The organism is bacterium (genome assembly GCA_023150945.1).
In the GTDB taxonomy this organism is placed as follows: domain Bacteria; phylum Zhuqueibacterota; class Zhuqueibacteria; order Zhuqueibacterales; family Zhuqueibacteraceae; genus Coneutiohabitans.
Map to the genome: position 1 here is coordinate 282,501 of JAKLJX010000002.1, position 19,079 is coordinate 301,579.

Below are 19,079 nucleotides of genomic sequence, written 5' to 3' on the forward strand. Positions count from 1 at the left end.
CTTTGCTGCAACGGCCAAGCCGTGGCAGAAGCACTTCGATCCAGAGTCCGCGATTGCGGCGGGACACGCGTCAGGCTTGCGGCGCCGCGAGCTGGGCGCGCAGCAGCTCGTTGGCGAGTTGGGGATTCACTTTGCCGCGCGTGGCCTTCATCAATTGTCCCACCAGAAAACCAAATACCTTGGTTTCGCCGGCCCGATAGCGTTCGACTTCCCGGGGATGCGCCGCCAGCAGCGCCGCCACCGCCTGCTCGATCTCAGCTTGATCGGACACCTGTTCCAGCCCTCTTTCCCGCACAATGGCCGTCGCGCTTTTCCCGGTCGCGAGCATTTGCTCGAAAACCTCCTTGGCAATCTTGTTGTTGATCGCGCCCTGCTCAACCAACCGGATCAGTTCAGCCAGCGCAGCCGGCGCCAGCGTGAAGGCGGTGATGGCGACTTTCTGATCGCGCAGCACGCGCAAAACTTCGCCCATCACCCAATTGGCGGCTTGTTGCACCTCCCGCACCTCAGCCGCCACGGCCTCGAAGTAATCGGCCAACTCGCGTTCTTCGGTGAGAACCTCAGCATGCAAACGCGAAAGCAGATATTGCGCACTGAAACGCTCGCGCCGTGCCCAGGGCAATTCCGGCAGGCTGGCGAGCACCTGCTGGCTCCAGGCTTCGTCGATGTGCAGGGGCGTGAGATCAGGCTCGGGGAAATAGCGATAGTCGTGGGCATGCTCCTTCGAGCGCATCGCCACTGTCTGGCCGCGGCCGGCATCCCACAGCCGCGTTTCCTGCTCCACCGCGCCGCCGGTTTCCAGAATTGCAATTTGGCGAGGAATCTCGACCTCGAGTGCGCGCTCGAGTTGGCGCACGGAGTTCATGTTTTTGATTTCGGTTTTAGTGCCGAACTCCCGCCGACCGGCGGGCCGCACCGAGACGTTGGCATCGCAGCGCAGGCTGCCTTCTTCCATGTTGCCGTCGCAAATGCCGAGATAGCGCACGAGCTGGCGGATGCGCTGCAGGTAAAGCGCGGCCTCGCGTGGCGAGGAGAGATCCGGCCCGCTGACAATCTCGATCAACGGCACGCCGCAGCGGTTGAGATCAACCAGCGTTTCCTCGGGGTCGACGAACGGCTCGGCGTGAATCAGCTTGCCGGCATCTTCCTCGAGATGAATACGAATGATGCGCACGCGCTTGCTACTCCCCTCTGCCAGCTCGATCTCGAGCCAGCCGTGCTCGCACAGCGGCTCCTCGTATTGCGAGATTTGATAGCCTTTGGGCAAATCGGGATAGAAATAGTGCTTGCGCGCGAACTGGGAGACCGGGGCAATGGTGCAATGGGTCGCCAGCCCCATTTTGATGGCAAAATCCACCGCCTTGCGATTGAGCACAGGCAGCACGCCGGGCAGGCCGGCGCAAATGGGAGTCACCTGCGTGTTGGGCGGCGCGCCAAACGAGGTGCTGGCGGGCGAGAAGAGCTTGGATTCGGTCAGTAATTGCGCGTGCACTTCGAGACCGATGACGGATTCGTAGGGCATGAGGCATCGCAGAGTTGTTGAGGGGAACGGCAACACCGGCGGCATTTGGCTTTCACCGGCAGCGCAACATATAAAAAATTCTCGTGGGTTGCAACTCCGGCGCGGCCCGGAGGCTACGCTGCGTCCCTGCCGGCGGGGAGGCGGCACGAATCTTTTGCCGCACCGCACCCGAGTTTGAGAAGAGACTCCCGCGACACGCACGCCGGCGCGGGTGGGCACGCAGCTTGCTGAAATCTGCCGGCAGGAAACGCAAGCCGGCTAAAACTATTACGCCAAAAGGTGGAAGCCACCAAAGCGTAATTTCGCCGCAAGGAAATTACATTTTCAGGAGTGCAGCGATGTCACCTCTCCTACGGTTTTCGCTCTGGTTGCTGCTCGGCGCGGGCGCTGTTCTGCAGGCCCAAAACATCCCCGCCAACATTGCAGTAGCGCCAAAAGTCACGACCACCTCGGTGAAAAACGATGCCGATGATCCGGCGATTTGGGTGCATCCCAGCCAGCCGTTCAAAAGCGTGATCATCGGCACGGACAAATCAGGCAGCAACTCTGGATTGTATGTGTGGGATATGAACGGCAAGCAATTGCAATTCGTGCCGGTCGAGGAGCCCAACAATGTCGATGTCCGCTCCGGCATTCGATTCGGCAATCGCACAGTGGACGTGGCGGTGACCAACATGCGGGCGCAACGCCAAATAAAGGTTTTCGAAATCAATCCCGCGGACGGCACATTGAGTGATTTGACCACCGCGGCCGGCATCAAAACGCCGGAGCTGCAAACGCCCTATGGCCTGTGCCTGTACCGTCGCAATGACGGCGCGCTCTTCGTATTCGCCAGCAGCAAAGACGGCAGCTCACGCACCAACCTGCATCAATATCGCCTGCGACCGGATGGCGCCGGCAAAGTCAAGGGCGAGTACGTACGCGCTCTCGGCAACGGCATCATTCAAGACGTGGTGGAGGGCATGGCGGCCGACGATGCGCTCGGCTATCTCTACGCCGCGGAGGAGGGCCGGGCGGTGCGCAAATTCTACGCTGACCCGGCCTCGGGAAAAAGTGAACAGATCACCGCCTTTGCCAGCGATGACGGCATTGACGGCGATCGCGAAGGCGTGGCCGTCTACGGCTGCAGCGACGGCACCGGTTACATTTTGATATCCAGCCAGGGCAATACCACGGTGAAAGTGTATCGCCGCGAAGGCGAGAACGGCGATCCTCATAAACACACGCTGGTGACCACCATCGAAACCAAAGGCTCGTCCGAGACCGACGGGCTGGACGTCACCAACCGCCCGACCTCCGCGCAATTTCCACAGGGGCTGCTCGTCACGCATCATTCGCCGGGCAAGCAGTTCAATCTCTACGCCTGGGAAGACATTGCCCGCGACTATTTGACGGTGTGCATCGCCGGCGCGCCCGCCACCGCAGTTGCCGAGCAGGATTCCCGCTGGCCGGCGGCACTCACCCTGGCGCAAAACTTTCCCAATCCCTTCAATCCCGCCACGCAAATCCGCTTTCACCTTGCCGCGCCCGGCCGCGTGAATCTGGTGGTGTTCGATCTGCTGGGGCAGCGTGTGCGCACGCTGGTCAGCGGCGAAAGGCCGGCAGGCGACGCTTGGGTGCAGTGGGATGGCCGCGACGAGGCCGGCGCACCGGTGGCCAGCGGCACCTATCTGTATCAACTGCGCAGCGGCGAACAGGTTTTGCAGCGCAAACTCGTCTTGTTGCGCTGAAGTGCGGCCACTGCGGCAGATTCGCAGCCGGCGCATCTACTGGTGAGCAGGTTGCGGCTGTGAATCTGCCGTTCCGCGTTGCATGTCGCGCATCTTTGCCATCTCCGCCAATTCCCGCCCTGCTTGCTGCCGCCTTTCATCGGCAGCGCCACCCTGCTGCTGTCGATACCAACCGGCAAAACGTGCTTGTGTCCCACTCCCTTTCCTGGTTATATTGACCGCGTGTTTGCCGAATCAACTCGGGCAGTCCTTCTTGACTTCAGCGGAGTGGATCATGAATTATCGCATTGAAACCGACAGCATGGGGGAAATACAAGTGCCGGCCGACCGGTACTACGGTGCGCAAACCGCGCGTTCGCTGCAGCACTTCAAGATCGGAAATGAGCGCATGCCGCGGGAATTGCTTTGGGCCTTCGGCATTCTCAAGAAGGCGGCCGCGCTGGTGAATCACGAGCTGGGCCTGCTGCCCGCGGAAAAGGCCGGGCTGATCGTGCAGGCCGCCGAGGAAGTCATCGCCGGCAAGCTCGACGATCATTTTCCGCTGGTGGTGTGGCAAACCGGCAGCGGCACGCAGACCAACATGAATGTGAATGAAGTCATCTCGAATCGTGCCATCGAAATCAGCGGCGGCAAGCTGGGCAGCAAGAAGCCGGTTCATCCCAACGATGACGTCAACAAGGCGCAATCGTCCAATGACACGTTTCCCACGGCGATGCACATTGCCGCCGTGCATGAGGTGCAGCGCCGGCTGCTGCCCATGCTCACGCGCTTGCGCGACACCCTGGCCGTCAAAGCGGAAGCGTTCAAAGACGTCATCAAGATCGGACGCACGCATTTGATGGATGCCGTGCCGCTGACCCTCGGCCAGGAATTTTCCGGCTACGTGCGCCAGCTCGAGCAGGGTCTGCGCCGCGTTGATGCCGTGCTGCCGGACTTGTACGAACTGGCGCTCGGCGGCACGGCGGTGGGCACCGGCTTGAACACCCACCCCGAATTTGCCGTGAAGGCCGCCGCCAAAATCGCGGAGTTGACCGGCTATCCTTTCGTGAGCGCCGCCAACAAATTCGAAGCGCTCGCCAGCCACGATGCGCTGGTGATGGCCAGCGGGGCGTTGAAAACCATCGCGTGTGCGCTGATGAAAATCGCCAACGACATTCGCTGGCTCGCCTCCGGCCCGCGCAGCGGCATCGGCGAAATCACGATTCCCGAAAACGAGCCGGGCAGCTCGATTATGCCGGGCAAGGTCAATCCCACGCAATCGGAGGCGATGACGATGGTAGCGGCGCAGGTTTTGGGCAATGATGTGACCATCAACCTTGCCGGTGCGTCCGGCAATTTCGAGTTGAACGTTTTCAAACCGGTGATCATCTACAATCTGTTGCAGTCCGTCCGGCTGCTGGCGGATGCCTGCGCGAGCTTCGAGGAACACTGCGCCGCCGGCATCGCACCGAACCACCGCAACCTGCAAAAGCATTTGGAAAACTCGCTGATGCTGGTCACCGCCCTCAACCCGCATATCGGCTACGACAATGCCGCCAAGATCGCGAAGAAGGCGCATCAAGAGAACAAGACGCTGCGCGAAGCCGCTCTCGAGCTGGGTCTGTTGACCGCCGCGCAGTTTGACGCATTCGTCCGCCCCGAAAAAATGCTGGGCCCGGAGGCGTGACATGTTGATCGCCAGCGGCGCCCTTCATTCTGATCATCACCAACGGGATTTGTCATGAGCGATGCCACCACCCTCTCCCGGCTTTTCCTGGAAGAAGCCCGCTTTCATCTGCTGCAACAATATTTGCCCTGGCTGCGCACCTGCCTGGCGCAATTGACCGAGGAAGACATTTGGTGGCGGCCCAACGCCGGCAGCAACAGCGCCGGCAATCTCATTCTGCATTTGTGCGGCAACGTGCGGCAATGGGTCATGCACGGCCTCGCCGGCCGGCCGGAGGTGCGCGCACGCGATGCCGAGTTTGCGGCCTCCGGCCCGCTGCCCAAAGCGGAATTGCTGCAGCAACTCGAGGCAACCCTGGCGGAAGCCGAGGCCGTGCTGCAGCAGCTCGCGGCGGCCGATCTGGCACAGCCGCGCCGCATCCAGGGCTTCGATCAAACCGTGCTGAGCGCGGTTTTCCACGTGGTCGAACACTTTTCCTATCACACCGGGCAAATTATCTATTTGACCAAGTTGCGCACCGGTGTGGATTTGAAGTTTTGGAATCTCTAGGCGCGTGGCGTTTCAAACTCGAATTGGGATTCTGTGAGATCGTTGTCCACAAAGCAGACACTTGATCCGCAGAGACGTGGTGCGCGCACAGTTGTCGTCTCACCCGTGCGAGCCGGAGCCAAAGCAGGCAAACCCGCTCGCAAAGGTGCAATGGCAGGCACAGAAAAGATTCGAATTTTGTCTTGCATGATTGCCGGCAGCAAATGGTTGGGAATTCTTTGCGAACCTTTGCGGTGTTGCGTTTCTGCGGAGAGCTTGTGGTGTGAATGACGCTGCCGTGTCATTCGCCTCAAAAGCTCTCCGCGAAGACCGCGGAGAAGGACTCTCTTGATTTTAAGACTTTGCGCTCTCCGCGTCTCCGCGGTTCATATGCTTACTTTGTGGTTGAGAATCTTTCAGAATCTTATTCTGACTTTGCGCGCCCAATGCCTAATCCTGCTCCGCCGGCAATTCCTGCGGCAGAGTAATTCCCAAGAACTTATTCATCGAGGTTGCCGCCATGCTGGTCCACATCAAAGAGAACTATGAGGAACTCAGCGCCACCGGCGCGCAGATCGTCGCGCAGTTGGTGCGCCGGAAACCGGACTGCGTGCTCGGTTTCGCCACCGGCGGGACGCCGCTGGGCATGTACAAAGAACTGATTCGCCTGCACCAATACGAAGGCCTGGACTTCTCGAAGGTCACGACTTTCAATTTGGACGAGTATGTCGGCCTGCCGCCCGAGCATGACCAGAGCTATCACTATTTCATGTGGGAGAATCTGTTCAAGCACATCAACGTCGACCGGCGTTACGTGCACCTGCCGATGGGCATGGCGCAGGACGTGGCGGCGCACTGCGAATGGTATGAGGAGCGCATCAAAAAGGCGGGCGGGATCGATCTGCAAATTTTGGGGATCGGCGCGAACGGCCATATCGCGTTCAACGAGCCCGGCTCCTCGCTCGGCTCACGCACGCGCATCAAAACACTCACCGGCACGACGCGCGAAGCCAATGCGCGGTTCTTCAAAACGCCCGATGAAGTGCCGAAGTTCGCGATCACCATGGGCGTCGGCACCATCATGGATGCGAAACAGTTGCTCCTGCTCGCCAGCGGCGAAGGCAAAGCAAACGCGATTGCCGCCACTTGCGAGGGTGCCCTCACCGCCGCCTGCCCCGCCTCGATCGTGCAACTGCACCGTTATGCATTTGTGATCGTCGACCAAGCCGCAGCGTCAAAACTGCGAATGACCTACACGGACTGACAACCGGAGAACTCCGGGAGGCCTTTGAGTATAACAGCAGCAGCGGCTGCATTTTCCATGACAAGCACGCAGCAGGCATATCATTCAACCCCTTTCCACGAGAGGAGGCAGTAGATGCGATTTACCAAATTTGCCGCGGTGTGGCTGGCCGTGGCGCTGAGTCTCACCGGCTTGCAGGCCGGAGAAAAGCCGGCGTTGAAAATCGCCTATGAAAAGTACAAACTCGACAACGGCCTGGAAGTCATTCTCCATGCGGACCAGTCGGATCCCATCGTGGCGGTGGCCATTTTCTACCATGTCGGCTCCAACCGCGAGGAGAAGGGCCGCACCGGTTTCGCGCATTTGTTCGAACACATGCTGTTTCAAGAGTCGCAACACGTGGGGCAGGATCAATTCTTCAAGAAGATTCAGGGCGTCGGCGGCACGCTCAACGGCTTCACCAATCACGACTTCACCGGCTATTTCGAAATCGTGCCGCGGAACAATTTGGAAATGTGCCTGTGGCTGGAGTCGGACCGCATGGGCTATCTGCTGCCCACGGTGACGGCCGCGGCGTTTGCCAATCAACAGGAGGTGGTGCAAAACGAGAAGCGGCAGCGCGTCGACAACGTGCCTTACGGCCACACCAGCTACGTCATTCACAAACTGCTCTTCCCGGAAGATCATCCCTACAACTGGCAGGTCATCGGCTCGTTCGAGGATCTCAAAAACGCCACGCTGGCAGACGTGCGGCAATTCTTCAAGAAATGGTACGGGCCCAACAACGCCACCCTGGTGGTGGCCGGCGATTTCGACCGGGCACAGGCGCAGCAGTGGATCGCGAAATATTTCGGCGAGCTGCCCTCGCCGCCGCCGGTTGCCGATCCCCAGCCCATGCCGGTGAGCCTGGAACAAACCAAACGCGCGTTTCACGAGGACAACTTTGCCCGCTCACCGGAACTGACCATGACGTTCCCCACCGTCCAGCAGTATCACAAAGACGCCTATGCGCTGGAACTGCTGGGTGAGCTGCTTGCCAGCGGCAAGAAGGCGCCGCTCTACAAAGTGATCGTCGAGGAGAAGAAGCTCGCGCCCGCAGCCCCGGCCTATCAACGCAGCATGGAAATGACCGGCTACTTTCAATGCCGCGTGCGCACCTTTCCCGATAAGAATTTGACCGAGGTCGAAAAAGCCATTCACGAAGCCTTTGCGCGTTTCGAGCAGGAGAAATTCACCGCGCAGGATCTGGCGCGCATCAAAGCCAGAACCGAAACCGATTTCTACAACGGCATTGCCAGCATTCTGAACAAGGCTTTTCAGCTTGCCACCTACAACGAGCTGGCCGGCTCGCCGGATTTCCTCACGCAGGATATTCAAAACTCGCTGGCCGTCACTTCGGAAGACATCTGGCGCGTCTACAATCAGTATCTCAAAGACAAACCCTACGTGCTGACCAGCTTCGTGCCGCAAGGCAAAGTGGACTTGGTGGCGGAAAACTCGGAACGCTTCGCGGTAGTGGAAGAGGCGATCACCGCGGCGCAGGCAGCCACGCCGGCCGCGGCTGCGGCAGCCGCACCAGTGGAAAAACTGCCCTCGAGTTTCGATCGCTCCGTCGAGCCGCCGGCCGGCCAGCCGCCCGCGCTCACGCTGCCGAAGATCTGGACGCATACGCTCAAGAACGGCTTGCGCATCTACGGCATCGAGCACAAGGAGCTGCCGCTCGTCGATTTTTCCCTCACCCTCAAAGGCGGCATGCTGCTGGATGAACCCGGCAAAGTCGGGGTGGCAAATCTGATGACCGACATCATGATGGAAGGCACCAAGAACAAAACGCCGCTGGAACTCCAGGAAGCCATCGAGGCGCTGGGCGCCACCATCAGAATGAGCACCGCGGACGAAACCATCGTCATTCAGGCGAACACGCTTTCTGCCAAGCTCGAGCAGACCTATGCGCTCTTCGAGGAAATGCTGCTGGCGCCGCGCTGGGATGAAAAGGAATTTGCCCGTATCAAGCAGGAAACCATCGAGACCATCAACCGCCGCAATGTCGATCCCGCCAGTGTGGCGGAAAAAGTGCATCGCAAACTAATCTACGGCCCCGGCCATATTCTTTCCCATCCCACGCTGGGCGAGCCGGCAGTGGTCGAGAAAATCACCCTTGCCGATTTGAAGGCATTCTACGAGCGCAATTACTCGCCCTCGGTTTCCCACATCGCCGTGGTGGGCAACCTCTCGCAGGAAAAGGCCATCAAGCTGTTTTCCGCGCTGGAGCGGAAGTGGCCGGCGCAGGAAGTGAAGTTCACCGACTATCCCGTGCCGCCGCCGGTGGAGAAATCGCGTCTGTACTTCGTGGACATGCCGGGCGCGAAACAATCGCAGATTCGCATCGGCTATCTGGCGCTGCCCTACACCCATCCCGACTACTACGCGGCGACGGTGATGAATTACAAACTGGGCGGCAGCTTCAACGGCATTTTGAATCTCATTCTCCGTGAGGAAAAGGGCTACACCTACGGCGCGCGCTCGACCTTCATTGGCGCCAGTGTCCCCGGCCCCTTCGTGGCCTATGCCGGTGTGCGCTCGAACGCCACACTGGAGTCCGTGCAAATTTTCAAAGACGAGATGGCGAAGTATCGCCAGGGCCTTGCCGACGAGGATTTCGCCTTCACCAAGAGCGCGCTGCTCAACGCCAATGCGCTGCGTTTCGAAACGCTGGGCGCGCTGCGCGGCATGCTCGATCAAATCGCGCTCTACGGCCTGCCGTTCGATTACATCAAGCAGCAGGAAAGAACGGTGGCGGAGATGAGCAAAGCCCGGCACCAGGCGCTGGCGCAGCAATATGTCGATCCCGAGCGCATGATCTATCTCGTCGTGGGCGATGCCGCCACCCAACTGGAGGGCCTCAAGCAGTTGGGTTTGGGCGATCCGATTTTGTTGGATCAAGACGGCAATCCCGTGAACTGAGAACAGTCGCAAACAATGCCGGGCGGGCGCGCGTGCAACGGAACCGCCGCGCCCGCCCGGCTTGACTTCCACTCATGGGGCAACCATGCAGAGAATCTGTCGCCTGGTTTTGTTTGCGCTGCTTGCACCTTTGGTGGCAGCAGCGCAGCACCAGCATTCGCCGTACGCCGGCCAGCAACGGCGCAGCCTGAAAGCGCTGTCGCCCGCGGAGATTCAAATGTATCACGAGGGCCACGGGATGGGCTTGGCCAAGGCCGCGGAATTGAACCACTATCCCGGCCCGAAACACGTGTTGGAATTGGCCCAGCAGCTCGAGCTCTCCGCGGCGCAGTCGGCACAAACGCAGAAGGCGTACGACAAAATGCACGCGCAAGCCGTGCGGCTGGGCAAGCTGATCGTTGCCAATGAACAGGCGTTGGACAGCCTCTTTGCGGCGCAAAAGATCACCGCAAGCCAGTTGCGCACGCTGGTCACCGCGATCGCCACCTGGCAGGGCGAATTGCGGCTCACGCATCTGCAGGCGCATCTGGAAATGAAAGAGATTCTCTCCTCGGCGCAAGTGGCGAAGTATGACGAGCTGCGGGGCTATGCCAAAGGCGCTCCGCCGCAGCATCATCAAAAAATGCACTAGCGGGCCGTTGTGCCGTGGGGTCGTGTCGAAACACCTGGCAGCGACGCAATCCTCCTCAATACTCATGAACTCATTCAGCCGTCTTCTGGCCATCCTGCTTTTCTGCGCCATTTCTGCTCAGGCGCAATCCCCTCTCCTGCGCTTTGCCTGGTTGAGCGACACGCACGTGGGCGGCAGTACCGGCGCCGCGGATTTGCAGCGGTCGGTGCACGATCTCAATGCGATGCCCGATCTCGCGTTCGTCATCCTGTCCGGCGACCTCACTGAAATGGGCGGCAATGCCGAGCTCGAGCTGGCCAAAGCGATTCTCGACAGTCTGAACAAACCCTATTACCTCATTCCCGGGAATCACGACACCAAATGGTCGGAGTCCGGCGCGACGAAGTTCATCGAGTTGTGGGGCAGCGACAAATTCGAGTTCGAATCCCACGGCTATCGCTTTATCGGACTGCACCAGGGCCCGCTCATGCGCATGGCTGACGGCCATCTCAGCCCGGAGGATTTGCGCTGGCTCGACTCCGTGCTCGTGCGTCTGCCCGATAATAACCAGCCGCTGTTTTTCATCACCCACTATCCGGTTGATTCTGCCCTCGACAATTGGTTCGAGCTGAGCGAACGTGCCCGAAAATTCAACACGCAAGCCGTGCTCTGCGGCCATGGCCATATCAATCAGGCGCTGGACTTTGAGGGCATTCCCGGCGTGATGGGCCGGTCGAATCTGCGCAGCGGTGAAGAGGCGGGCGGCTTCACCATTGTCGAAATCAAGCCGGACAGCATCTTCTTTTTCGAGCGCATCACCGGCCGGGAAACCAAGCCGGCCTGGCACCAATTGCCATTGGGAAAGAGAGAATTTACCGGCGACACGGCGCGATATCCCCGCCCGGATTTTGCGATCAATCAAAAATTCCCGCACGTGAAAACCGAATGGACCTTTGCCACCGGTTACACCATTACCGCGGCACCGGCGCTAGCACAGGACATCGTGATTGCCGGCAATTGCAACGGCACGGTTTATGGTTTATCCCTGCGCCACGGAACTGAACGTTGGCGTTTTCAAGCCGGTAGAGCGGTTCACGGCACACCTGCTGCCGCCGCCGGCAGGGTGGTTTTCGCTTCGGCGGACGGCAACCTCTATTGCCTTGCGGTGGCGAATGGCGCATTGCTATGGCAGTTCGCAACGGCGGCGCCGCTCGTGGCAGCCCCGCTGATTGCAGAGGGCACCGTCTATGCCGGCAGTAGCGAAGGGAAACTTCGCGCCCTCGATCTCGCCACCGGCAGGCTGGTCTGGGAATTCGATGGCGTGCGCGGCTTCGTGGAAGCCCGGCCGTTGCTTTATGACGGCAAGATCATCTTTGGCGCATGGGACACGTTCTTGTATGCCCTCCATGCCAATGACGGCACGCTGGCCTGGAAGTGGACGAACGGCAATCCTGGCCTGCTCTATTCCCCGGCAGCTTGCTGGCCGGTGGCGGCACACGGCAAAGTCTTCATCGTGGCACCGGATCGCTTCATTACCGCGCTTGAGGCCGGCAGCGGCAAAACCGTGTGGCGGTCGAATCGCCACCGCGTGCGTGAGGCCATTGGCCTTGCCCGCGACCGCCAGACAGTCTACGCCCGCTGCATGACCGACACGCTGCTCGCCTTTTCCGCTGCGGCCGACACGCTGCAGCTTCGCTGGCTCACTCCCTGCGGTTACGGCTATGATATCGATCCCTCGATGCCCTTGGAGCGGGACGGCATGATCTTTTTTGGCACAAAGAACGGTTTCGTGTTCGCGGTCGAGGCGCACGCCGGCCGGGTGAAATGGCAACATCGCGTTGGCGTCACCGCCGTGCACACCGTGGCGCCCGCCGGCGCGCAGCACGTGGTGGTGACCGATCTGGACGGCCGCGTGATGGCAATCACGGCGAAGTGAGTTTGATTCATTCCACCGCCGTCTTCTTTTTGAAAACCGGGAGCAACCGCCTATGGAGAAAGTGAACTTGGCGCAGAAGTTTGGCCTTTTTCATGATTACTGGCAGCCACGCATCGCCGGTGAGCTGAACGATTCTTACCTCAAACTCGCCAAGCTCAAGGGTGAATTTGTGTGGCATCATCACGAAAATGAAGATGAGTTGTTTTGGGTGGTGAAAGGACGGCTGCTCATCAAACTGCGCGAGGGCGAGATTCGGCTGGAGCCGGGCGAGTTCGTCATCATTCCCAAAGGCGTGGAGCATCTGCCGGTGGCCGAAGAGGAAGTCCATCTGGTTCTGCTCGAGCCCAAGTCGACCTCGAATACGGGCAACGTGCGGAACGAGCGTACGGTGGAGAGATTGGAGTGGATTTGAGGGATGAAACTGACGGCAACTCAGGAGGCCTGCCGGTACCGCCGCAGTTCCTGCAGCAGCGCCTGCATATCCGCCGGTAATTCGCTTTGCAGGAAGATCGTTTCACCGGTCATGGGGTGAACAAAGCCGAGCGTGTGCGCATGCAAGGCCTGGCGGGGAAATTGCGCCAGCACTGCTGTAACGAAACGCGTATCCGCCTGATTCAAGCCACTGAGCTGGCTGGTGCGGCCGTGGTAGGCGGGATCGCCAAACACCGGGTGGCCGCGATGGCTGAGATGCACGCGAATCTGGTGCGTGCGTCCGGTCTCCAGGCGCAGGCGCAACAGGCTGTGGAGGTCAAATCGTTCGATCACTTCATAGTGTGTCACCGCCCACTTGCCGCGTTCCTGGCTCACCGTCACTTTGCGACGGTCTTTGGAACTGCGCGTCAAAAAGCTTTCGATGCTGCCGCGGGCGGGCGCGGGCGTGCCCCACACCACCGCGAGATATTCGCGCTGCGTCGACTTTTCCTTGAATTGCGCCGCCAGCGCCGCGTGCGTGCGATCATCGCGCGCGACCACCAGCAGACCGGAAGTATCCTTGTCCAGCCGGTGCACGATGCCGGGCCGTGCACTCCCGCCCAGCTTTGAGACTTCCTTGAAATGATACAACACGGCATTGGCCAGGGTACCGTCGGCATGGCCATAAGCCGGATGCACCACCAAGCCGGCCGGCTTGTCGATGACGATGAGATGGGCATCTTCAAACACGATGCGCAGCGGAATTTCCTGCGGCACCAAATCGCTCGGCGGCTTGGGCGGAATGTTGATCTGAATCACTTCGCCGGGTGAAACCGGATGGCTGGCCTTGGTCGGCCGGCCGTTCACCGTAATCTCGCCCGCGGCCACGAGCTGCTGCAACTGCGAACGCGTGAGGCCCGCCAGTTGGCCGGCGAGATACTTGTCCAAACGCATGCGGTGCTGATGAGGATCGACGATGAGGGTTTGAAATTGGGGAGTCGACACGGGCACAAACGCGATGAAGGATTATTCTTCTGGCGCGGCAACGGCGCGGCCATCAGGCGGACGGCGACCGTGAATCCTGCCAGTTGTCGTGTTCATCACTCGGCGAGGGTTTGTCTTTGGAAAAGGAGGGGGCCACCGCGGGCGCGACTTCGGCTTTTTCCTTCTCGAAGAATACCAGGGCCACCAGCATCACCATGCCGATGGACACGGCACTGTCCGCCACATTGAACACCGGCCAGCGCAGGGTGCCGAGGCCGACATCGATGAAGTCGATCACGCGGCCGTAAGCGAAACGGTCGATGAGATTGCCGATCGCGCCGCCGAGAATCAGCGCGAGCGACAGCCGCGAGGGCAGACGCTCATGGCGAATGCGGTACAAATAGACCAAGATGACCACCGTGGCGAGCGCGGAAAAAATGGTGAAAAAATACCTGCCGCCGAGGCGGATGCCGAAGGCCATGCCGGGATTTTCAATGTAGGTGAAGCGCAACACGTCGCCCAGCACGGTTATGCTCTCTTCGAGAATGAAGCGGGATTTGACGATGAGCTTGGTGATCTGATCGAGCACAACGATGACCGCCGTGATCATCAGTACGCCCATACCTTGCATTGTATTCATGCCAGCCCTTGTTCGGGGTGATGACCAGCCGGCGCGCGACTGCAACCGTCACGCGCGGCGGGGATGAGCCCAGTTCCTCAATCCAGCGACACGCCGCTTTCCTCTTTCATTTTGCAGCTTATGCACAACCGGGCATGCGGCACGGCCTCCAGCCGTTCCCAGGCGATCGGTTGGTTGCAATTGTGACAGCGGCCATAGGTGCCGTCTTCGACGCGCTCGAGCGCCTGATCGATGTGATAGAGCAGCCGGCCTTCACGCGTGGCGAAATAATAGGCCTTCTCCCGCTCCATGTTGTCCGTGGCCTGATCCGCCATGTGAAAGGCATAGGAAGTGTTCTCTCCCGAGGCGTCCTTGATGGTGGTGGCGCCCTGCCCGTTTTTGAAATGATCCAATTCCTTCAGCAACTCGCTGCGTCGCTCCAACAGCAGCCGCTTGAAATACTGCAAGTCTTGAGATTTCATGAACGCCCTCCTGCGGTTTGGACTTTCCCGGCCAGTGTGTGGTGGCGGCTCCGGCAATGACGCGGGGAAAGGTTATCGTTGCTGATCACAGGAACAAGACAGCGAAAACGCAATGATCTCTAAACGCACTGCTTGCCGCAGCCGGTCCTCTGCCGGCTGCAGCCGCTCTCAACGGCGGGCGACGCTGAGAACAACCTGTTCGTCGCCCACGCTCCAGGTTTCGACATGTGCCAAATGTTCCCCGCCGGCGACCGGCTCCAGTCGCTCCGCCAGCGTTTCCTGCTGAATGTAGTTCGCCATTTTCTGAATGGCCTGTTGCAGGCGGGGAGAGCCTTCATAGCGAATGTGAATGCGATCGACCACTTCAAAACCGGCATTCTTTCGCATGTTTTGCACGCGGTTCACAAAATCGCGTGCCATCCCTTCGGTAATCAAATCATCATTCAACACGGTGTCAAGCGCGATGGTCCAGCCGCCCGCGCTGCTCACGGCCAGACCTTCGGCCTGCTGCCGCACCAGCCGAACTTCTTCCAGGGTCAGCGCGATCGTCTGATTTTCGAGTTCGAACTCGAGGCGGCCGTTTGCCTCCAGGGTGCGCAGTTGCTGCGAATCCAGCGCGCGAATGGCGGCGGCCACGCGGTTGGCGAGCTTGCCGAACTTCGGGCCGAGCGACTTGAACACCGGCTCAGGCTTCACCGCCGTTAACTCATCGGCGGTGGCCACCAGCGTAACCGCCTTGACATTCAATTCGTCTTGCATGAGCTGCGCGCCGGTGGTGAGCGCGGCGCGCTTGTCGTCGTCATCGGCGACCACGAGAAGGCGGCTGAGCGGCTGCCGGATTTTGAGATTGCGCTCCGCACGCAGCGCGCGGCCGGCATTCACCACCGCCCGCACCGCCTCCATCTGCCTTTCCAGCTCCGGCTGGCGGAAGCGAAACGCCTCGTGCGCGCTCGCGGGGAAATCGCAGAGATGCACACTCTCGCGGCCTTCGTGTTGCGGCGCGAGCAGGCGGCGATAGATGGCCTCGCTGAGAAAAGGCGCCAGCGGCGCGGCCAATTTGCAGACGGTGAGCAGCACCTCAGAGAGCGTCGCGAAGGCGGCCTGCTTGTCCTCTGCCATGCCGGATTTCCAAAAGCGGCGCCGGCAGCGGCGCACGTACCAGTTGGAAAGATCGTCAACCACGAAATCCGCAATGGCGCGGCCGCCGCGCGTCACCTCGAAGGAATTGAAATTTTCCTCCACTCGCGCCACCAACCGGTTCAACGTCGAAATCAACCAGCGGTCGATTTCGGGACGCTCCGCCACCGGCAGGGGTTGCGCCGGATAGACATACTGATCGAGGTTGGCATACATCGCAAAAAAAGCATAGGTATTGAGCAGCGTGCCGAAAAACCGGCTCACGGTTTCTTCCACGCCTTTGCCGTCGAAACGCGTGGCCTGCCACGGCGGGTTCACGGTCATCAAGTACCAGCGCGCGGCATCGGCGCCGTGGCGATTGATCACACTGAAGGGATCGACGACGTTGCCCCTGGATTTGGACATCTTCTTGCCGTCCTTGTCGAGCACCATCTCGAGCACGACGCAATTTTTGAAGCACGGCTTGTCGAACAGCATCGCTGCAATGGCAAGCAGCGAATAGAACCAGCCGCGCGTCTGATCGATGGCTTCGCTGATGAAATCCGCGGGGAAACTGCGTGCGAAGATTTCCTGATTCTCGAAGGGGTAATGCCATTGCGCCACCGGCATGGCGCCGCTGTCAAACCAGACGTCGATCACTTCCGGCGTGCGGCGCATGAGTTTGCCGTTCTGCGGATTGGGAAAGGTGATTTCATCGACGTAGGGGCGGTGCAAATCGAGCTGCGACAGATCGCGGCCGGCCAGCTCGGACAGCTCCTGCACCGAGCCGACGCAGTGTGCCTGGCCCTCTTCATCCAGCCAAATCGGCAGCGGGGTTCCCCAGAAGCGGTCGCGCGACAGCGCCCAATCGACATTGTTGGCCAGCCATTCGCCGAACCGGCCGGCGCCCACCTCCGGTGGATACCATTTGATCTGCTGGTTCAACTCGACCAGGCGCTCTTTGAATTGGGTGGTGCGGATGTACCACGATTCCTTGGCGTAGTAGATCAACGGCGTATCGTCGCGCCAGCAATGCGGGTAGGTATGGCGATAGGTTTCGACTTTGTAGAGCCGACCATTCTTCTGCAAGGTCGCGATAATGTCGGGGTCGGCGTCCTTGAAAAACTGGCCCTGCCAGGCCGTGACCTCGCCGGTGAAGCGGCCGCTCTTGTCGATCGGCTGAAAGAAGGGCAAATCATGCTTCACCCCGGCTTGATAATCGTCCTGGCCGAATGCCGGCGCCAAATGCACGATGCCGCTGCCATCGGTGGTGGTCACGAAATCGGCGAGCACGGTGTAATGCGAGCGTTTGGTGCTGCGCAGGAAACTGAACAGCGGCACGTAGGCAATGCCGGCCAGCGCGCGGCCCGGCTGGCGTTCGAGAATCTCATACTCGCCGTCGAGCACTTCCAGCCGGGGCTCGGCGAGGATGAGCTGCTCGCCGCGATGCCGCACTTTCACATAGAAAACGTGGGGATGCAGGGCAAGCGCAACGTTGGAAATCAGGGTCCACGGCGTCGTCGTCCAAACCAGGAAGGAAGTTCCAGGCTCCTGTTGCAAAGGCATCTTCACGAACACCGAGGGGTCTTCGACCTCATCATAGCCCTGCGCGACTTCATGGCTGGAGAGCGGGGTTTCGCAGCGCGGGCAATACGGCACGATCTTGTGGCCTTGGTACAGCAGATCGCGCTCCCACAATTGTTTGAGGATCCACCACACGCTCTCGATATATTTGTTTTCGTAGGTGATGTAGGGATGATCGAGGTCGACCCAATAGCCCATGCGTGTGGTGAGTTGATCCCACAGTTGCTTGTAGGTCCACACGCTTTCCCGGCAGCGGGCGTTGAATTTGTCGATGCCGTAAGCCAGAATCTGATCTTTCTTTGTGAACTGGAGTTGTTTTTCGACTTCGATCTCGACCGGCAGGCCGTGGGTGTCCCATCCGGCTTTGCGCTCGACGCGGTAACCTTGCATGGTCTTCAGGCGGCAGCCGAAGTCCTTCATGGTGCGCGCAATGACATGATGAATGCCGGGTTTGCCGTTGGCAGTGGGCGGGCCTTCAAAGAAAACAAACGGCCGGTCGGCCGGGCGGGAGCTGACGCTCTTGCGGAAGATGTCGGCGCTCTGCCAGAATTGAAGCACGTCTTCTTCAATCGCGGGCAGGTTCAGTTCCTGGGGAAACGGTTTGTACATCCTGATTTGCCTTGTTGCTGAACGAAAGTGAGGTATTCAAAGGTTGATCGGCGGTTAGGGGGCGCGGTCCATCGCGCCGGCGCTGATTTGGCTGCAACCGGCGCCGGACTGATCCCGGCTTCGCTACATCCGCTCGATGACGCGCTGCATGATCAATGTCAACTTGGGTTCGGCCTCGCCGGCAGTTTTGATGATCTTGGCGATGTCAACCGGCTCCAATGCGTCGGGCAGGCAGGAATCAGTGATCACTGAGAGACCCAGCACTTTCATGCCGGAATGGACGGCCACGATGACTTCCGGCACTGTGCTCATGCCGACGACGTCGGCGCCGATCTGGCGCAGGAAGCGATATTCCGCACGAGTCTCGAGATTCGGGCCGGAGAGCGCAACATAGACGCCTTTTTGCAGGCGGATCTTGGCCTCGAGCGCCACCTGCTCGGCAAGCTCGATCAAGGCGGCGGTATACGGCTCGGACATGTCCGGAAAACGCGGGCCGAGGGCATCATCATTGGGGCCGATGAGAGGGTTGTCACCCAGCAGATTGATGTGATCGGTCATGATCATGATGTCGCCGGGTGCAAAGAGCGGATTCATGCCGCCGCAAGCGTTGGACACCACCAGCGTGTGGCAGCCCATCGCCTTCATCACGCGCACCGGAAAGGTGATTTGCTTCATGGCGTAGCCTTCATAGAAATGAAAGCGGCCCTGCATGGCCATCACCTGTTTGTTGCCAAGCGTGCCGAAGATCAAGCGGCCGGCGTGGCTTTCGACGGTGGAAACGGGGAAATGGGGCAAATCAGCGTAGGAGATGGTCGCCTCGGTTTTGATCTCCTTGGCCAGCGCGCCCAAACCGGTTCCCAGAATGATGCCGATTTCAGGCCGGGTTTTGCTGTGCTGGCGGATGACAGCAACCGCTTCATCGATCTGCTGCAATAATGGGCTCATAGCGAGGCGACGTCCTTCCTCAACGGTTGAGTGAACGACTCGAGGTGTGGCCGGAAGCTGCATGCCGGCGGCATCGGCGCGGCCGTGGTTCCGTAACGGCGTTCGCCAATGCCTTCCCGGAAGTTCCGGC

14 protein-coding genes are annotated in these 19,079 nt (G+C 60.0%); 8 read left to right on the forward strand and 6 right to left on the reverse strand.

Features of this window, described 5'->3' with window-relative positions; all coding sequences use genetic code 11:
- Positions 1-70 precede the first annotated feature (70 nt).
- Positions 71-1,522 (reverse strand): Asp-tRNA(Asn)/Glu-tRNA(Gln) amidotransferase subunit GatB, encoded by a 1,452-nt coding sequence (gatB, locus tag L6R21_04420; GenBank protein MCK6558423.1) that lies wholly within the window; start codon positions 1,520-1,522, stop codon positions 71-73.
- Positions 1,523-1,860: 338 nt separating this feature from the next.
- Between gatB and L6R21_04425 the strand changes: the two genes are divergently transcribed.
- From L6R21_04425 to L6R21_04460, 8 genes are all read left to right on the forward strand, one after another.
- Positions 1,861-3,252: a phytase gene (locus tag L6R21_04425; GenBank protein MCK6558424.1), complete on the forward strand. Its 1,392-nt coding sequence runs from the start codon at positions 1,861-1,863 to the stop codon at positions 3,250-3,252.
- A gap of 274 nt (positions 3,253-3,526) precedes the next feature.
- On the forward strand, positions 3,527-4,918 hold the full coding sequence (gene fumC / locus L6R21_04430) for a class II fumarate hydratase (GenBank protein ID MCK6558425.1): 1,392 nt from the start codon (positions 3,527-3,529) through the stop codon (positions 4,916-4,918).
- 54 nt (positions 4,919-4,972) lie between these two features.
- The gene (locus tag L6R21_04435; protein ID MCK6558426.1) at positions 4,973-5,467 is read left to right on the forward strand and encodes a DUF1572 domain-containing protein; all 495 of its coding nucleotides are present in this window, start codon (positions 4,973-4,975) and stop codon (positions 5,465-5,467) included.
- Positions 5,468-5,966: 499 nt separating this feature from the next.
- Positions 5,967-6,710, forward strand: a complete 744-nt coding sequence (gene nagB, locus L6R21_04440; GenBank protein MCK6558427.1) for a glucosamine-6-phosphate deaminase — start codon at positions 5,967-5,969, stop codon at positions 6,708-6,710.
- A gap of 114 nt (positions 6,711-6,824) precedes the next feature.
- Positions 6,825-9,653, forward strand: coding sequence for an insulinase family protein (locus tag L6R21_04445; protein MCK6558428.1), 2,829 nt, complete (start codon positions 6,825-6,827; stop codon positions 9,651-9,653).
- 85 nt (positions 9,654-9,738) lie between these two features.
- Complete coding sequence (locus L6R21_04450; protein ID MCK6558429.1) at positions 9,739-10,284, forward strand: hypothetical protein; 546 nt, start codon at positions 9,739-9,741, stop codon at positions 10,282-10,284.
- A 64-nt stretch (positions 10,285-10,348) separates the two neighbouring features.
- A complete protein-coding gene (locus L6R21_04455; protein MCK6558430.1) occupies positions 10,349-12,199 on the forward strand; it encodes a PQQ-binding-like beta-propeller repeat protein in 1,851 nt (616 codons plus the stop codon).
- Between the two features lie 52 nt (positions 12,200-12,251).
- Positions 12,252-12,611: a cupin domain-containing protein gene (locus L6R21_04460; protein MCK6558431.1), complete on the forward strand. Its 360-nt coding sequence runs from the start codon at positions 12,252-12,254 to the stop codon at positions 12,609-12,611.
- Between the two features lie 20 nt (positions 12,612-12,631).
- On the opposite strand, the gene L6R21_04465 is transcribed toward L6R21_04460, so the two are convergent.
- The 5 genes from L6R21_04465 to L6R21_04485 form a co-directional block, all read right to left on the reverse strand.
- Positions 12,632-13,564 (reverse strand): RluA family pseudouridine synthase, encoded by a 933-nt coding sequence (locus L6R21_04465; protein ID MCK6558432.1) that lies wholly within the window; start codon positions 13,562-13,564, stop codon positions 12,632-12,634.
- 103 nt (positions 13,565-13,667) lie between these two features.
- Positions 13,668-14,234 carry a signal peptidase II gene (lspA, locus tag L6R21_04470; protein MCK6558433.1) on the reverse strand — a complete coding sequence of 189 codons (567 nt, stop codon included), beginning with the start codon at positions 14,232-14,234 and terminating at the stop codon, positions 13,668-13,670.
- A 77-nt stretch (positions 14,235-14,311) separates the two neighbouring features.
- Positions 14,312-14,695 carry a TraR/DksA C4-type zinc finger protein gene (locus tag L6R21_04475; protein ID MCK6558434.1) on the reverse strand — a complete coding sequence of 128 codons (384 nt, stop codon included), beginning with the start codon at positions 14,693-14,695 and terminating at the stop codon, positions 14,312-14,314.
- Between the two features lie 168 nt (positions 14,696-14,863).
- Positions 14,864-18,004, reverse strand: coding sequence for an isoleucine--tRNA ligase (gene ileS / locus L6R21_04480; protein MCK6558435.1), 3,141 nt, complete (start codon positions 18,002-18,004; stop codon positions 14,864-14,866).
- Positions 18,005-18,127: 123 nt separating this feature from the next.
- Positions 18,128-18,949 carry a purine-nucleoside phosphorylase gene (locus L6R21_04485; GenBank protein ID MCK6558436.1) on the reverse strand — a complete coding sequence of 274 codons (822 nt, stop codon included), beginning with the start codon at positions 18,947-18,949 and terminating at the stop codon, positions 18,128-18,130.
- Positions 18,950-19,079 lie beyond the last annotated feature (130 nt).

Coding starts and splice junctions, on each gene's coding strand:
- gatB (MCK6558423.1), bottom strand. CDS start 1,522: ATGCCCTACGAATCCGTCATCGGTCTCGAAGTGCACGCGCAATTACTG.
- L6R21_04425 (MCK6558424.1), top strand. CDS start 1,861: ATGTCACCTCTCCTACGGTTTTCGCTCTGGTTGCTGCTCGGCGCGGGC.
- fumC (MCK6558425.1), top strand. CDS start 3,527: ATGAATTATCGCATTGAAACCGACAGCATGGGGGAAATACAAGTGCCG.
- L6R21_04435 (MCK6558426.1), top strand. CDS start 4,973: ATGAGCGATGCCACCACCCTCTCCCGGCTTTTCCTGGAAGAAGCCCGC.
- nagB (MCK6558427.1), top strand. CDS start 5,967: ATGCTGGTCCACATCAAAGAGAACTATGAGGAACTCAGCGCCACCGGC.
- L6R21_04445 (MCK6558428.1), top strand. CDS start 6,825: ATGCGATTTACCAAATTTGCCGCGGTGTGGCTGGCCGTGGCGCTGAGT.
- L6R21_04450 (MCK6558429.1), top strand. CDS start 9,739: ATGCAGAGAATCTGTCGCCTGGTTTTGTTTGCGCTGCTTGCACCTTTG.
- L6R21_04455 (MCK6558430.1), top strand. CDS start 10,349: ATGAACTCATTCAGCCGTCTTCTGGCCATCCTGCTTTTCTGCGCCATT.
- L6R21_04460 (MCK6558431.1), top strand. CDS start 12,252: ATGGAGAAAGTGAACTTGGCGCAGAAGTTTGGCCTTTTTCATGATTAC.
- L6R21_04465 (MCK6558432.1), bottom strand. CDS start 13,564: ATGCGTTTGGACAAGTATCTCGCCGGCCAACTGGCGGGCCTCACGCGT.
- lspA (MCK6558433.1), bottom strand. CDS start 14,234: ATGAATACAATGCAAGGTATGGGCGTACTGATGATCACGGCGGTCATC.
- L6R21_04475 (MCK6558434.1), bottom strand. CDS start 14,695: ATGAAATCTCAAGACTTGCAGTATTTCAAGCGGCTGCTGTTGGAGCGA.
- ileS (MCK6558435.1), bottom strand. CDS start 18,004: ATGTACAAACCGTTTCCCCAGGAACTGAACCTGCCCGCGATTGAAGAA.
- L6R21_04485 (MCK6558436.1), bottom strand. CDS start 18,949: ATGAGCCCATTATTGCAGCAGATCGATGAAGCGGTTGCTGTCATCCGC.